This is a genomic window from Pseudomonas imrae, from assembly GCF_046352735.2.
Classification (GTDB): domain Bacteria; phylum Pseudomonadota; class Gammaproteobacteria; order Pseudomonadales; family Pseudomonadaceae; genus Aquipseudomonas; species Aquipseudomonas imrae.
The window spans coordinates 1,564,478-1,578,676 of the sequence record NZ_CP110853.2 but is presented as its reverse complement, the minus strand read 5'-3'; the positions used below and the strand labels follow the sequence as shown (position 1 = coordinate 1,578,676).

Below are 14,199 nucleotides of genomic sequence, written 5' to 3'. Positions count from 1 at the left end.
CTGATGAACCAAACCTTTGACGTCGTTGAACTCGCCACGACCTATGCCAACAAGTCCGCCCAGGACATCCTCAAACTGGCATTCAGCCAGTTCGGTGATGACCTGTGGATTTCCTTCAGTGGTGCCGAGGACGTGGTGCTGGTGGATATGGCCTGGAAGCTGAATAAGAACGTCAAGGTCTTCAGCCTCGACACCGGCCGCCTGCACCCGGAAACCTATCGGTTTATCGAGCAGGTGCGAGAGTTCTACAAGATCGATATCGAGTTGATTTCGCCGGACCAGAGCAAACTGGAACCCTTCGTCAAGGAAAAAGGCCTGTTCAGTTTCTACAAGGACGGCCATGGCGAGTGCTGCGGTGTGCGCAAGATCGAGCCATTGCGGCGCAAATTGTCCGGTGTCAGCGCTTGGGCCACCGGCCAGCGTCGCGACCAGAGCCCCGGCACGCGCAGCCAGGTGGCGGTGCTGGAAATCGATACCGCGTTTTCGACACCGGAGCGCACGCTGTACAAGTTCAACCCACTGGCGCAAATGACCAGCGAAGAGATCTGGGGCTACATTCGCATGCTGGAGTTGCCGTACAACAGCCTGCATGAACGTGGGTTCATCAGCATCGGCTGCGAGCCGTGCACCCGTCCGGTCCTGCCGAACCAGCATGAGCGTGAAGGTCGTTGGTGGTGGGAAGAGGCAACCCAGAAGGAGTGTGGGTTGCATGCGGGGAATATCATCAGCAAAGCTTGAGAGTCTTCACCCGCATCGAGTCGCTGACGATCAGTTCAAGACATCATTCAGCACTTCATAAATGATCCCGGTGGCGATGGTCACCAGGATCAGATCGGTACCCGCCTGCTGCCATTCGTAACCGTCGTAATGCGGCAAGCGCCCGAGTAGTCGCCCATCGAGCTTCTTGGCGATACCTGGCGGCAGCGGCTTGCCACGGGCAAGGTTCTTCTGGATGCCCGGCGGCAGGGAGGTCCCCCCGCGCCAGTAATCACGGTTATCGCCGAGAATCACACGTACCCCGCCGACATCGATCTGCGGGCCGCGGTAATAGGCACCACCCCCCTTTTTAGCGCCACCTTGCCCCTGATTGCCCTGGTTGCCCTGGCCACCCTTGTTGCCATGGGCGCTGCCCTTGTCCTTGCCATTCCCATTACCGGGGTCGGCCAGCAGCGCCGGGGAACCTGCGATCAACGCCAGACTGGTAAACACTAATAACGCACGTGATTTGGTCATGATTCGTTTCTCGTTCACAAGCCCCATCGGCTTATATCAGCTTAGAACGTAACAAGACGATAGGTTCAGTCAATGCCAACACTTAAACTGCACTGAACCTTTGCGCCAATTGCTGCTGGGTAAACTGTTCGATAATGAAATCGACAAATGCCCGGGTCTTTCCGGGAAGCAGTTTATGCTCGGCGTAATACAGAGAAATATTGCCATCGTCGACATACCAGTCAGGCAACACCCGTTGCAATTGATTGCTCTCAAGAAACGGCACGGCCATCGGCATGCTCACCAGCGCAATACCCAGCCCCTGAGTACAGGCACAGCAAGCGGCTTCGGAATCCCCCATCGTCATGCGCGGTTTGAGCATCAAAGGGCGCTGTTCACGGGTCCGACTGGTGAGTTGCCAGGAGCGTACGCGTCCGGTTTGCGGCGAGCGAATCAAGATACCGTTGCAAAGCGCCAAGTCCTCGGGCTCGTGCACGGGCGGGCGTTTGGCCAGGTAGCCTGCGCAAGCCACCAGAATCCGGTGCGCCGGGGCCAACTTACGTGCAACCACCCCTTGAGGCAGCTCGAAACCACCACCGATAGCCGCGTCAAAGCCCTGGCCGATAAGATCTACCTGGCGGTTATCAAAATGCCAATCGGGGCTGATATCGGGAAATCTGTTTAAAAACTCCGCCAACAGAGGCACCACATAACGATTGCCGAACACGGTGCCCATACTCACCTTGAGCGTTCCTACCGGCCGCCCTTCGGCGCTGGCAAGGTTAGCCATGGCATTCTGGATGGTGGTGAGACTGGTACTGACCTCTTCAAGAAACAGCTTGCCGGCTTCCGTCAACGCAAGACGTCGGGTGCTGCGCTGAAACAAGCGCACGCCCAGGCGCAATTCGAGCTTGGCCACACTTTTACCGACCGCCGCCGGCGTCAGGCTAAGGTGCCGGGCCGCCTCGGCAAAGCTGCCGCCTTCGGCACTGCGCACGAAACATTCGATACCACCGAAGCTTTCCATAACCCCCCACTCTAAACTTTTGGTTTACACAGACTATAGCAATCCCGGTCTACCGGGGCGTTGCGACGAGGTCGATACTCGATCCCACACCAAGGCTCACAGGCCTTGAACAACTTGGAGATCGACATGACCACACCTACTCTCAGCGGCAAAGTTGCATTGATTCAAGGCGGCTCGCGCGGCATTGGCGCCGCTATCGTCAAGCGTCTGGCTGCACAGGGTGCGGCCGTTGCCTTTACTTACGTCAGTTCTGCGGCCAAGGCTCAAGCCTTGCAGAACAGCGTTATCAGCGAAGGCGGCCAAGCCCTGGCGATTCAGGCCGACAGTGCCGATGCCAGGGCCATCCGCAACGCAGTCAGCACCACCGTCGAGGCATTCGGGCGATTGGATATTCTGGTGAACAACGCGGGAGTATTGGCGGTCGGCCCGCTGGAAGACTTCAAACTGGAGGATTTTGACCAGACCCTGGCGATCAACGTGCGCAGCGTATTTATCGCCACACAGGAAGCCGCCAGACATATGGGCGAAGGTGGTCGAATCATCAATATCGGCAGCACCAATGCCGAGCGCATGCCGTTTGCAGGGGGTGGCCCGTACGCCATGAGCAAGTCGGCGCTGGTGGGTCTGACCAAAGGCCTGGCGCGGGATCTGGGGCCGCGGGGGATCACCATCAATAACGTGCAACCTGGGCCGGTAGACACCGATATGAACCCGGCCAACGGGGAATTCGCCGACAGCCTGATTGCGCTGATGGCGGTCGGCCGGTATGGCCAGGCCGAGGAAATTGCCAGTTTCGTCGCGTATCTGGCGGGCCCGGAGGCCGGATATATCACCGGGGCTAGCTTGAGTATCGATGGTGGGTTCAGTGCCTGATCGCTACAACCGTCATCAGCGCATGGGCGGCAAACCATAAGCGGCCAGGTCGAAGTCCGCGAGTTTGCGGATGATCTGGTCGGCATGGTGGTACTTGCTGTCGGCCATCGCTTCATCAGGCACGGCAATGGCCGTCATGTGTGCGGCTTTGGCGGCGGTCACGCCAAACGGTGAGTCCTCGAACACCAGGCAGTCCTGGGGTGCAACTTCCAGGCGCCGCGCGGCGGTGAGGAAAATGTCCGGCGCAGGCTTGGCTGCACCGACCTCTGGATCATCCGCCGTGACAATGGCCCCGAACAGGCTAAACCACTCGCGGTGCAACGTGGTCTTGTGCACAAAAGAGTTACGCGACGAACTGGTGCCCACTGCAATCGGAATATTGTGTGCATTCAAATGCCGCACCAGGGCTTCGGCCCCCGGCATGCCCAGGGCCCTGGGAAAACGCTCGCTCATCAACGGCTCGCGAATCTCCAGGAACTCGGCCGGGGTGATGGGCAAGTCCAGGGCCTTCACTACATAGTCAGCCAAGTCCTGAGCGCCACGACCAATAATGTGCTGCTTGATGCTCCAGTCATAGGTACGGCCGTAGCGTTCGGCAATGATTTGCGTGACTTCGGTGTAGATGCCTTCGGTGTCCAGCAGCAAACCGTCCATATCAAAAATCACAGCCTTGATCGGGCCGACAGCAGTACGCGGTGCACTCATCGCAAAAGATCCGTGGCAAAGGACTAAAAGGATTCAGCACAATAACGGTCAGGCTTGCCTGCAAGCAACCCATTCTCCCTTAGACTGGTTGCCCACCCATTCAAGCGACGCCAACATGCTTTTTCGCATTGCTGCCGACAGCCTGGTGCTGTTTCACCTGAGCTTCATCCTGTTCGTGCTGTTCGGCGGCCTGTTCGCCCTGCGTTGGCGCCCGGTCATCTGGTTGCACCTGCCCGCAGCAGCCTGGGGGGTTGCGGTCGAGTTTTTCCACCTACCCTGCCCCCTGACGCGTTGGGAAAACCTGCTGCGTCACCTCGCCGGACAGGAAGGTTATGACGCGGGCTTTATCGAACACTACGTGCTTGCGCTGATTTACCCCGCCGGGCTGACGCCGCAGATCCAGTTGGGTCTTGGCACGCTGGTGTTACTGATCAACCTGGCGGTGTACGGGTGGATTATCTGGCGGCGGAACCGGAGGGTGTAGGCACCAGAAATTCAACGATCAATGACACGACCTGCTGCTGGATCACCTCACGCGAGCGAGCGCCTTCACCATCGCGGCAAATGATGCCGTCGCCTGGTGCGTCTTCTTCCAATAACGCCTCTGCGCCGGGCTTGCACACCGACGCAAAACTGAAATGGCTGGCGTCGCTGATCTCGACGTAGCGTGTCGATGCTTGCGGCAGGCGCCTGGCCAAGTCCGCGGACTCCAATTGCGCAGGTAGATCTTTAGATGGCGCACCTGCAGCGATCACTAATGTCGGCACCGGCACTGCGGCAAGGCTGGCATCGGGAAATCCGCGAGACAGGCCAAGATCGAGTGAAACGATGGCGCTGACACGCTCATCGCGCAAATCTGCAGCCAGACGGGCCTTCGATTCCCGCGTGCTTGCGGGATTGATTTGCTGGTAAACCCTGCAAGCAGCCAATTGTGGATGGATGCTGCAATCTTGCTCGAAACGCTCTGGATCGAAACGCGCGCCGACAATTTCCAGGGCCGTCCATCCTCCAAGCGAATGTCCCGCCACGGCAATTCGTTGCTTGGCAACCGCACCAAATTGCTTCGGCTGAGCGATCACCCCATCAATCGCCCGACTGAGGTCCACAGGCCGTTGCCACAACGCTGCCGCAGCGTCAGGACTCCGGTCATGAGTGGTTGTACCGGGATGGTTCACCGCCGCGACAATGTAGCCTTTGTGGGCCAATGCGCTGGCCAGCCACGCCTGATTGCTCCAGTTGCCCCTGTATCCATGGGAGAGCACTACCAGCGGATGCTCACCGGCAACTGGTGGCGCGTCGCGCACAGCAGAGGCGCTGACGAATACTGGATTGTCGGCGATCAATTGCGCCGTGGCGGTGGTTGCAGCCGGATACCAGACGACCATTTCTACAGGTCGTCCGCCGTGCGGGTCTGACAGTGTCGAGGCCCGGAAGCCGATTGGCATATCGTCAGCAAGTGCGGTGGTGGTCAGGCAGATTAGAAGCAGTGACCCGAGAGATTTTTTCACTATCTGTATCGTCCTTGATAAGGGTTTCGAGCAGTACCTGCTCCAGGAGGCTAAAAAAACATTTGATGTGGGCTTGCTTCAATGCCTGGGGCCGGGTCACCAGATAGACCTCCATATCTGGAAGTTCAAGATCCTGGAACAGCTCGGTCAAGTCCTGCGCCAGAATCCGGGGCAGTATAGCCACGCCCATCCCTCGCCTGACCGATTCGAGCTGTGCGCTGAAGGAGTTCACGCTGATCTGCGCACGCTCCAGGCCCGCCGCCTTCGCAGCACGCATTTGCGGCAGACTGTCGAGCGGTGGAAGCAAACCAATATTGACCGCAGTGGCGGGGGTCAGCCCGGAAAACTGCTTGAGGTATCCGGCATCAGCGAAGATGCCGTAGGCAAGCCGGCCTATGGGTCGATAAATCAGCGATGGCTCGCCCAAATGGGTCGTGCGTACGGCGATATCTGCCACGCCGCGGACGATCTTGTGAAAGTCCGGGGTTACCAGCAACTCCACCGAGCAACGCGGATGCAAGGCCGTGAAACGACGCGCAGCCTCCAGCACCCAGGAAGAAAATCCCTCGCCCGCACTGACCAGGACACTGCCGGTCAGCTCTGTCGGCAACCCCGAGGTGTCTGCCATGGTTTGCCGCCTCAAGCCCGCTTCCGCAGCCTGCGCAACCTCCACCAGGGATTGACCCCTTGAGGTCAACCAACACCCTTCAACACCCCGCTCGACAAGTGGCTCGCCAAGGGCCGCCTCCAACTGGGTCATGCGCCGGGAAACAGTAGATGCCGCAACCCCCAGCAACTGGCCAGCTTGCAGAAAGCTGCCACGCCGCGAGACTGCCAACAACAAACGAAGATCATCCCAATTTGCTTGCAACGCCATACTACTCAGCCTTCCTGGTCCGCATATGTGCAAATCCATTATGCAGCAGTGGCTGTTCTTCAAGAGCGTCCTCACCGGTATATCTACAGGCCTTCGAAACGACGGGAATGGAATGTATGACTACTGGCTCCATGCGCAGCACTTTCGTCACTGGCGCAACCGGACTGCTGGGCAATAACCTGGTACGGGAACTAGTCGCACGAGGCTACACGGTCAAAGCTCTGGTCCGTTCGAGAACCAAGGGCGAACAGCAGCTCGGCGATTTGCCGAACGTCGAACTGGTGGTTGGCGATATGGCCGATGTCAGCGCTTTCTCGGAATCGTTGCAAGGCTGCGATACGGTGTTTCATACCGCAGCGTTTTTCCGCGATAACTACAAGGGCGGCAGCCACTGGGCAGAACTGGAAAAGGTCAACGTCACCGGTACCCGAGACCTGCTTCACCAAGCCTATAGCGCGGGAATACGTCGATTCGTCCATACATCGTCAATTGCCGTACTCGACGGCGAACCTGGCACCGCTATCGATGAAACATGTCTGCGGGCGCAGGCCGACGCGGATGACTACTATCGCAGCAAGATTCTCGCTGACGGTGTCGTCCTGACGTTCCTTGAAACTCATCCCCAGATGCATGCCTGCATGGTTCTGCCTGGCTGGATGTGGGGGCCTGGCGACATCGGCCCGACGTCCTCGGGACAACTGGTCAAGGATGTGGTGAGCGGCAAGCTGCCAGGGTTGATCCCAGGCACCTTCTCGGTGGTCGATGCCCGTGATGTGGCATTGGCCCTGGTAGCGGCAGCCAAGTACGGTCGTCGGGCAGAGCGCTACCTGGCAGCTGGCCGGAACCTGAACATGCGCCAGTTGGTGCCCCTTCTGGGACGAATCGCAGGCGTCAAGACACCTGCTCGACAACTACCGCTGCCCGTTCTATACATTTTGGCGGCGGTGCAGGAGACTTATGCGCGCCTTACTGGAAAACCCATTTTATTGAGCATGGCGACACTGCGTCTCTTGATACGAGAAGAACACCGCACCTGCTTTGATCATCGCAAGAGTGAACAAGAGCTTGGCCTGAGTTTTCGGGCTCTGGAACAGACCATTACGGACACTGTGGCGTGGTATCGCACACATGGCGGTTTTTAATAAGGACAAAACAAACAGTGGGCAAGACAATCACCCTAATGCGCCACGGCCAGCCAAGGCTGGCCACCACCGGGAAAATCTCGCTGTTCGAGATGAAAGACTGGATCGAGCACTACAATCGATCCGAAATCACCGATCACCCTGCTCCGGACGCCAGCCTGCAACTCGCGGCAGCTGCCACGGTGATTGTCTCAAGCAATGCACCCCGTGCGCTGACCTCCGTCCAGGCGCTCGGGCTGAAGCCCGTTGTCGTCGATAGGCTTTTCAGCGAAGCGCAACTGCCTTCCGGCCATTGGCGATTTCCCCGGCTATCACCGTTTACTTGGGCATTTATCCTTCGAATCCTATGGCTGTGCGGCTACTCACGCAGCGTCGAATCCGCTGGCACGGCAAGGCTGCGAGCCAACACAGCAGCTCAACGACTGCAAAACCTTGCCTGTGAAGGACCGGTTCTGCTGCTCGGGCACGGCGTGATGAATCGAATGATCGCCAAACAACTGCTCGCAGACGGATGGACCCGCCAACAGCGCAACGGCAGTCAATATTGGAGTGCAACGGTGTATCGATATGGGGATATTCAAGCCGTGAGCGCGCGATAGCACAACGCCGTCTGCGCACAGGTCAAGAGACTGGCTTTTTGAAACTCGCGGGAAGGAACAGAAACGGCAGAATGCAAAAAGGCCCCATAAAATGGGGCCTTTTGGCTGGTATTTGGCGGTGAAGGAGAGATTCGAACTCTCGATACAGTTTCCTGTATACACACTTTCCAGGCGTGCTCCTTAAGCCACTCGGACACTTCACCGTATCTCATCAAACTGATTCAGTCTGTCGAGGCGCGCTAATGTAGTCGAAAGCTTTTCTTATGGCAAAGGTTTTTTTCAGAATTTTCATGTGCTTAGACGGTTATCCCGGGCGCAGCGTCTTTGTCGCTGCAGGAATGATGGGGTTTCTGCCATTTTCAAGGCTTTACACTCTGTGCCTATCGTGGCTGCTGTGCCCTGCCACAGGCTGCTCTGGGCCGGGCGTGTGGCAAAAGTCTGACTGGGCAGTCAGTCATGGCGCTTTACCGGGGCGGGCAGGCTGGGTAACGTCTGTTGCCTGCACTTCTATTACACGTATTACAAGGAATCGCGTCATGAGTGAGTTGATTGCCTACCACCTCGAAGACGGTATCGCGACCCTGACCTTGAACAACGGCAAGGTCAATGCCATTTCCCCTGCGGTGGTCAGTGCGTTTAATGAAGCGCTGGATCAGGCGGTGACGGATCGGGCAGTAGTGATCATTACCGGCCAACCAGGAATTTTGTCGGGCGGGTATGATTTGAAGGTGATGACGGCCGGCCCGAAAGAAGCGGTCAGCCTAGTGACTTCCGGCTCTACTCTGGCGCGACGCCTGTTGTCGCACCCGTTCCCGGTGATCGTTGCTTGCCCTGGGCATGCCGTGGCCAAAGGCGCGTTCCTGTTGTTGTCGGCGGATTATCGAATCGGCGTCGAGGGGCCATTCAGCATCGGTCTGAATGAAGTGATGATTGGCATGACCATGCACCACGCCGGGATCGAACTGGCGCGGGACCGCCTGCGCAATTCGGCGTTTCATCGCTCGGTGATCAATGCCGAAATGTTTAACCCACAAGATGCCTTGAGTGCCGGCTTCCTCGATAAGGTGGTGGCGCCAGAAGAGTTGCAGGCAGCGGCGCTGGAAGCAGCGCGGCAATTGAAGAAGATCAATATGAACGCCCACAAGCACACCAAGCTCAAGGTGCGTAAAGCACTGCTGGAGGCATTGGATAACGCGATCATTCAGGATCAGGAACACTTGGGTTAACTTGCCCACTCCTGCATCAACGGAAGCCCGACCCAGTGTCGGGCTTTTTTCTTACCCACCCACCTGAACTGTCCTACAGCCGCTCTAAATAGCGGCTGTCGCCCCATGTTGAAACATGCGCTTAAACATCGCCCATCTCCTACCTCTACAGGGGTAATTGCCGAAAACAGTGCACATCCGTACACTGCGCCACCTTTTTTCCCGATGGGCCGTGTCGATGCTCTTCTGCTTACGTATGTTATTGATGGGCCTTCACTTTATGGTGGCAGGCGTGCTCGGTGTGCTGCTTGGAATCTGCCGGCCGTTCAATCCGGACAATAGCCGTCTCTGCGCCCGCCTCTACGCCCTGCCGGCCATGTGGATGTTGCGCCTGCGGGTCAAGACGCACGTAGACTCGTTGCGGGACAAGCCCCAAAGCTGCGTGATCATTGCCAACCATCAGTCCAACTATGATTTGTTCGTATTCGGCACCGTGGTGCCCTACCGCACCGTGTGCATCGGTAAAAAAAGCCTGAAATGGGTGCCGCTGTTCGGCCAGTTGTTCTGGCTGGCGGGCAATGTACTGATCGACCGCGGCAATGCACAAAAGGCGCGGCGCTCGATGCTGAAAACCACTCACACCTTGCAACACGAAGACACGTCCATTTGGGTATTCCCGGAAGGCACGCGCAACATGGGCGAGTCCTTGCTGCCCTTCAAGAAGGGCGCGTTCCAGATGGCAATTGCCGCGGGCGTGCCGATTGTGCCGGTCTGCGTGAGCACTTATGTGAAGCAGATGAAGCTCAACCGCTGGGACAGTGGCGACATTCTGATTCGCTCATTGGCACCTATTCCTACAGCTGGATTGACGCAGGATGACATGCCTGCGCTGATGGCCAACTGTCGCGAGCAGATGATCACCTGTATCGAAGACATGGATCGAGTGTTGAACGCCGCTTCTTAAGCCCAATTAGCCTGGCAACCCTGATTGCCAGCAGCGTTCTTTGTTTTTCGCAAGCAAGCTCACTCCTACAGCGGCCTGGTTCAGGCTAAGCTGCCCGCTTACTGCCACTTCTCAAGAAGCGATCAGCACTATGGGTAGAGTTGTTGCGGCAGCCGTCTACAGCGCCGGAAAAAAAGTCACTGACATCACCCTTGATGAAGGCGCTGCCTGGGCAGCCAAACCTGGTCACTTTGTGTGGATTGGCCTGGAAGAACCCGACGCCCAGGAACTGGCCAACCTGCAACGCCAGTTCAATTTGCATGAACTGGCTATCGAAGACGCCCTGGAAAAACATAGCCGGCCCAAACTGGAAACCTTTGGCGACGCGCTGTTTATCGTGACGTATTCGCCGGTTCGCCAGGAAGGCAAACTGGCGTTTATCGAGACCCATATATTCGCTGGCAATGGCTACATCATCACCGCCCGTAACGGTCACTCGGCGTCCTACGGCTATGTCCGCCAACGTTGCGAGGCGCGGCCTCTGCTGCTGGAGCACGGCGAGGACTTCGTGCTCTATGCGCTGCTGGACTTTGTCACCGAGAACTACCAGCCGGTGAGCGAGGCGATTCACGCCGAGATCGATGCACTGGAGCACAACGTGCTGTGCAATTCACTCAGTGAACGGGACATCCAGCACCTTCACAGCCTGCGCCGCGACGTGCTGCGACTGCGACGTCATGTGGCGCCGATGGTGGAGATCAGCGAGGAACTGCAGAAACTGAGCTTCCCGTTTATCGACAAGAACATGCGCCCGTACTTTCGCGACGTGGAGATCCACGTCACGCGGCAAATGGAAGACCTCTCCACCCTGCGCGACATCGCCAGCCAGACCATCGAAATCGGCGTGCTGCTGGAGGCCTCGCGCCAGAGCGTGGTACAGCGCAAATTTGCAGCCTGGGCGGCAATTCTCGCGTTCCCCACGGCGGTGGCCGGGATCTACGGGATGAACTTCCAGAACATGCCGGAGCTGCAATGGCACTACGGTTATTTTGCGGTGCTGGGTTTTATTGCCGTGGGGTGTACAGGGCTGTGGGCCAGCTTCAAGCGTTCGGGATGGCTCTAAAAGCCCACCCCGCCGAGGCAGGTCAGGCCTGCTGAGGCTTGTTGGCCACAAAGCGCATCATCCATTCCGCCACCGTGGCGCCGTGGTGATCGCGCTCCAGGCTTGCCACACCATTGGTGTAGACCTTTTCCCCCAGAGTTGTCTGAAGAATCTGCAGCAACTCGCGGGAATAATCGTGGATAAATTCCGGGTGCCCCTGGAAGCACAGCACTTGGTCTTCGATGTGGTACGCCGCAAACGGACAGAAATCGCTGGAAGCAATCACCGTGGCGTTTTCCGGCAAGGCGGTGACCTGATCCTGGTGGCTGATCAACAGCGTCAGTTCTTCCACCATCGGGCTCATCCACGGAGCCTTGGCGTTGAGCTTGTAGTCGTGGATCCCCATGCCCCAGCCTTTGCTTGCACGCTCGGCCTTGCCACCCAACAGCAGCGCCAGCAATTGATGACCGAAGCAGATGCCGAGCAGTTTGTCGCCGCGCTCGTAGCGTTGCAGCAAGTAGGTCTTGAGGGTCTGGATCCACGGATCGCTGCCGAACGAATCGGCCTTGCTGCCGGTCACCAGATACGCGTCAAACACTTCGTCATCTGATGGATATTCGCCCTGCACCACGTTGTAGACCACGAACTCGGCCACAATCGGCTGCTTGGAGAACAGGTGCTTGAACATCTGCCCGTAACCCTGGTACTGATCAATCAGTCCGGGACGCAGGATATCGGTTTCCAGAATGCAGACGCGTAGCGACATAAAAAATACCTGACACGGCGATGGGAATAATGAACACCCCAGAGCCTGCCTTGAAATACCCCCTCAAGGCAAGCCCCGCACATGCCCAAAAACGTCAGAAGGTCGCGTTCCGCGCAGCTTTCTCCAACAGCAACGCCGGTGGCGTGAACCGCTCACCATATTGCTCGGCCAGATAGCGGGCCCGGGCAACAAAGTCGTTGAGGCCGTATTGATTGATAAATTGCAACGCGCCACCACTCCACGCCGCAAACCCAATGCCAAAAATCGATCCTACGTTGGCATCGGCGGTGGACATCAATACGCCCTCTTCCACACAGCGCACGGTTTCGATGGCCTGGATAAACAACAGCCGGTCGCGCACGTCCTGCGGCGAAATGCGCTGGTCAGGCTTTTCAAAACGACTTTTGAGCTGCGGCCATAAATGTTTTTGTGCTCCGACCGGGTACTCATAAAAACCTCCCCCCGCAGCCTTGCCCGCACGCTTGTATTCATTGAGCAGCAACTCGATCACCGCGAACGCCGGATGCTCGGGCGATGGCTTGCCTTCGGCCAGCAGATCCTTGGCGGTCTGCTGGCGGATATGGCTCATCAGGCTGAGGGAAACTTCGTCGGAAACCGCCAACGGACCGACCGGCATACCGGCCTTGCGCGCTTCGGTCTCGATCATCGCTGCGGCTACGCCTTCGCCGAGCATGGCGATGCCTTCGTTGGTGAAGGTACCGAACACCCGTGAGGTGAAGAACCCGCGACTGTCATTCACCACGATCGGGGTTTTCTTGATTTGCAGTACAAAGTCAAACCCCCGGGCCAGAGTTGCGTCGCTGGTACGGGTCCCCTTGATGATCTCCACCAATGGCATTTTGTCTACCGGACTGAAGAAATGCAGGCCGATGTATTTGCTCTGGTCCGGCACGGCGGTAGCCAGGCCACTGATAGGCAGGGTCGAGGTATTGGAGGCAATGACCGCGTCAGCACCGACCACGCTTTGCGCAGCCGCCGAGACCCGGCCCTTGAGTTCGCGGTCTTCGAACACGGCCTCGATAATCAGGTCGCAATCCGCCAGGTCACCATCGGATTCGGTCGCAAGGATGCGCGCCAGAATGGCTTCCCGCTGCTCGGAGGGCAACTGCCCACGGCTGACTTTCTTGTCCAGTAGCGCCGCCGAATGCGCCTTGCCCTTCTGTGCGGTGGCCAACGTTACGTCCTTGAGGACCACGTCGATGCCCGCCGACGCACTGGCGTAGGCAATGCCCGCCCCCATCATCCCGGCGCCAAGAATACCGACCTTGCGGGTCACATAGGGCTCAAAACCTTGGGGCCGCGAACCGCCAGCGTTGATTTCGTTGAGCTGGAACCAGAAGGTGCCGATCATGTTCTTCGCCACCTGGCCGGTGGTCAGCTCGGTGAAGTAGCGGGTTTCAATCAGGTGGGCGGTGTCAAAGTCGACCTGGGCGCCCTCCACGGCAGCACAGAGGATTTTCTCCGGTGCGGGAAAACAGCCATGGGTTCTGGCGCGCAGAATCGACGGTGCAATGGCGAGCATCTGTGCCACTTTAGGGCTCGACGGCGTGCCACCAGGAATCTGATGCCCCTTGATATCCCAAGGTTGCCTCGCGGATGGATTGGCTAGAATCCAGGCCCGGGACTTGGCCAGCAACTCGTCGCGATCCGCCGCCAGTTCATCGACCAGACCCGCTTGCAGGGCCTTTTGCGACGAGACTTTCTTGCCTTCAAGCAAGTAAGGCAAGGCCTTTTCCAGGCCCAACAGGCGCACCATCCGCACCACCCCGCCGCCGCCCGGCAGCAGGCCGAGGGTGACTTCCGGCAAGCCGATCTGGACTGCTGCGTGATCCAGTGCCACACGGTGGTGGCACGCCAGGCAAATTTCCCAGCCTCCGCCCAGGGCCGTGCCATTGATGGCCGCCACTACGGGTTTGCCGAGGGTTTCCAGGCGGCGCAGCTGTGCCTTAAGACCCAGGACCATGTCGTAAAACTCTTTGGCGTGGGCCTTGTCGACTTTGATCAGTTCGTTCAGGTCGCCACCGGCGAAAAAGGTTTTTTTCGCCGAGGTGATGATGACTCCGGCAATCGAATCCTGTTGCGCCTCAAGGCGTGCAACGGTGGCCGCCATGGCTTCGCGATACACCGCGTTCATGGTGTTGGCGCTCTGTCCGGGCATGTCGAGGGTCAGCACCACAATCTGGTCCTGGCCTTTTTCGTAACGAATGGCATCGGTCATG

At 58.1% G+C, this 14,199-nt stretch carries 15 protein-coding genes and 1 tRNA gene; 8 read left to right on the top strand and 8 right to left on the bottom strand.

Going from position 1 to position 14,199, the window contains the following annotated elements:
• Nucleotides 1-3 precede the first annotated feature (3 nt).
• Nucleotides 4-738, top strand: a complete 735-nt coding sequence (locus tag OQ460_RS07305) for a phosphoadenylyl-sulfate reductase (RefSeq protein ID WP_410021179.1) — start codon at nucleotides 4-6, stop codon at nucleotides 736-738.
• Nucleotides 739-768: 30 nt separating this feature from the next.
• On the opposite strand, the gene OQ460_RS07300 is transcribed toward OQ460_RS07305, so the two are convergent.
• The gene (locus OQ460_RS07300; RefSeq protein ID WP_410021178.1) at nucleotides 769-1,233 is read right to left on the bottom strand and encodes an anti-virulence regulator CigR family protein; all 465 of its coding nucleotides are present in this window, start codon (nucleotides 1,231-1,233) and stop codon (nucleotides 769-771) included.
• Nucleotides 1,234-1,315: 82 nt separating this feature from the next.
• Nucleotides 1,316-2,239: a LysR family transcriptional regulator gene (locus tag OQ460_RS07295; protein WP_410021177.1), complete on the bottom strand. Its 924-nt coding sequence runs from the start codon at nucleotides 2,237-2,239 to the stop codon at nucleotides 1,316-1,318.
• Nucleotides 2,240-2,365: 126 nt separating this feature from the next.
• Between OQ460_RS07295 and OQ460_RS07290 the strand changes: the two genes are divergently transcribed.
• Nucleotides 2,366-3,112, top strand: coding sequence for a 3-oxoacyl-ACP reductase family protein (locus tag OQ460_RS07290; RefSeq protein WP_410021176.1), 747 nt, complete (start codon nucleotides 2,366-2,368; stop codon nucleotides 3,110-3,112).
• 15 nt (nucleotides 3,113-3,127) lie between these two features.
• Here the strand turns inward: OQ460_RS07290 and OQ460_RS07285 are convergent, their stop codons facing one another.
• Complete coding sequence (locus OQ460_RS07285) at nucleotides 3,128-3,817, bottom strand: HAD-IA family hydrolase (protein WP_410021175.1); 690 nt, start codon at nucleotides 3,815-3,817, stop codon at nucleotides 3,128-3,130.
• A gap of 115 nt (nucleotides 3,818-3,932) precedes the next feature.
• On the opposite strand from OQ460_RS07285, the gene OQ460_RS07280 reads away from it, so the two are divergent.
• Complete coding sequence (locus OQ460_RS07280; protein ID WP_410021174.1) at nucleotides 3,933-4,301, top strand: DUF2784 domain-containing protein; 369 nt, start codon at nucleotides 3,933-3,935, stop codon at nucleotides 4,299-4,301.
• Here the strand turns inward: OQ460_RS07280 and OQ460_RS07275 are convergent.
• A complete protein-coding gene (locus tag OQ460_RS07275) occupies nucleotides 4,273-5,262 on the bottom strand; it encodes an alpha/beta hydrolase family protein (protein WP_410021945.1) in 990 nt (329 codons plus the stop codon). The genes OQ460_RS07280 and OQ460_RS07275 overlap by 29 nt on opposite strands.
• 4 nt (nucleotides 5,263-5,266) lie before the next feature.
• Nucleotides 5,267-6,202, bottom strand: coding sequence for a LysR family transcriptional regulator (locus OQ460_RS07270; RefSeq protein ID WP_410021173.1), 936 nt, complete (start codon nucleotides 6,200-6,202; stop codon nucleotides 5,267-5,269).
• Between the two features lie 131 nt (nucleotides 6,203-6,333).
• Here OQ460_RS07270 and OQ460_RS07265 point away from each other — a divergent pair, with 131 nt between their 5' ends.
• Together OQ460_RS07265 and OQ460_RS07260 are read left to right on the top strand one after the other, a co-directional pair.
• Nucleotides 6,334-7,344, top strand: coding sequence for an SDR family oxidoreductase (locus tag OQ460_RS07265; protein ID WP_410021944.1), 1,011 nt, complete (start codon nucleotides 6,334-6,336; stop codon nucleotides 7,342-7,344).
• Between the two features lie 38 nt (nucleotides 7,345-7,382).
• A complete protein-coding gene (locus tag OQ460_RS07260; RefSeq protein ID WP_410021943.1) occupies nucleotides 7,383-7,943 on the top strand; it encodes a histidine phosphatase family protein in 561 nt (186 codons plus the stop codon).
• A gap of 113 nt (nucleotides 7,944-8,056) precedes the next feature.
• Here OQ460_RS07260 and OQ460_RS07255 read toward each other — a convergent pair.
• Nucleotides 8,057-8,146: transfer RNA gene (locus tag OQ460_RS07255), tRNA-Ser, on the bottom strand.
• A gap of 333 nt (nucleotides 8,147-8,479) precedes the next feature.
• Here OQ460_RS07255 and OQ460_RS07250 point away from each other — a divergent pair.
• From OQ460_RS07250 to OQ460_RS07240, 3 genes are all read left to right on the top strand, one after another.
• Nucleotides 8,480-9,169, top strand: coding sequence for a crotonase/enoyl-CoA hydratase family protein (locus OQ460_RS07250; RefSeq protein WP_410021172.1), 690 nt, complete (start codon nucleotides 8,480-8,482; stop codon nucleotides 9,167-9,169).
• A 217-nt stretch (nucleotides 9,170-9,386) separates the two neighbouring features.
• Nucleotides 9,387-10,112, top strand: coding sequence for a lysophospholipid acyltransferase family protein (locus OQ460_RS07245; RefSeq protein ID WP_410021171.1), 726 nt, complete (start codon nucleotides 9,387-9,389; stop codon nucleotides 10,110-10,112).
• Between the two features lie 130 nt (nucleotides 10,113-10,242).
• Complete coding sequence (locus OQ460_RS07240; RefSeq protein ID WP_410021170.1) at nucleotides 10,243-11,214, top strand: magnesium and cobalt transport protein CorA; 972 nt, start codon at nucleotides 10,243-10,245, stop codon at nucleotides 11,212-11,214.
• Nucleotides 11,215-11,236: 22 nt separating this feature from the next.
• Here OQ460_RS07240 and OQ460_RS07235 read toward each other — a convergent pair whose 3' ends face one another.
• Complete coding sequence (locus tag OQ460_RS07235; RefSeq protein ID WP_410021169.1) at nucleotides 11,237-11,959, bottom strand: amidotransferase; 723 nt, start codon at nucleotides 11,957-11,959, stop codon at nucleotides 11,237-11,239.
• A gap of 94 nt (nucleotides 11,960-12,053) precedes the next feature.
• Complete coding sequence (locus OQ460_RS07230; protein WP_410021168.1) at nucleotides 12,054-14,198, bottom strand: 3-hydroxyacyl-CoA dehydrogenase NAD-binding domain-containing protein; 2,145 nt, start codon at nucleotides 14,196-14,198, stop codon at nucleotides 12,054-12,056.
• Nucleotide 14,199 lies beyond the last annotated feature (1 nt).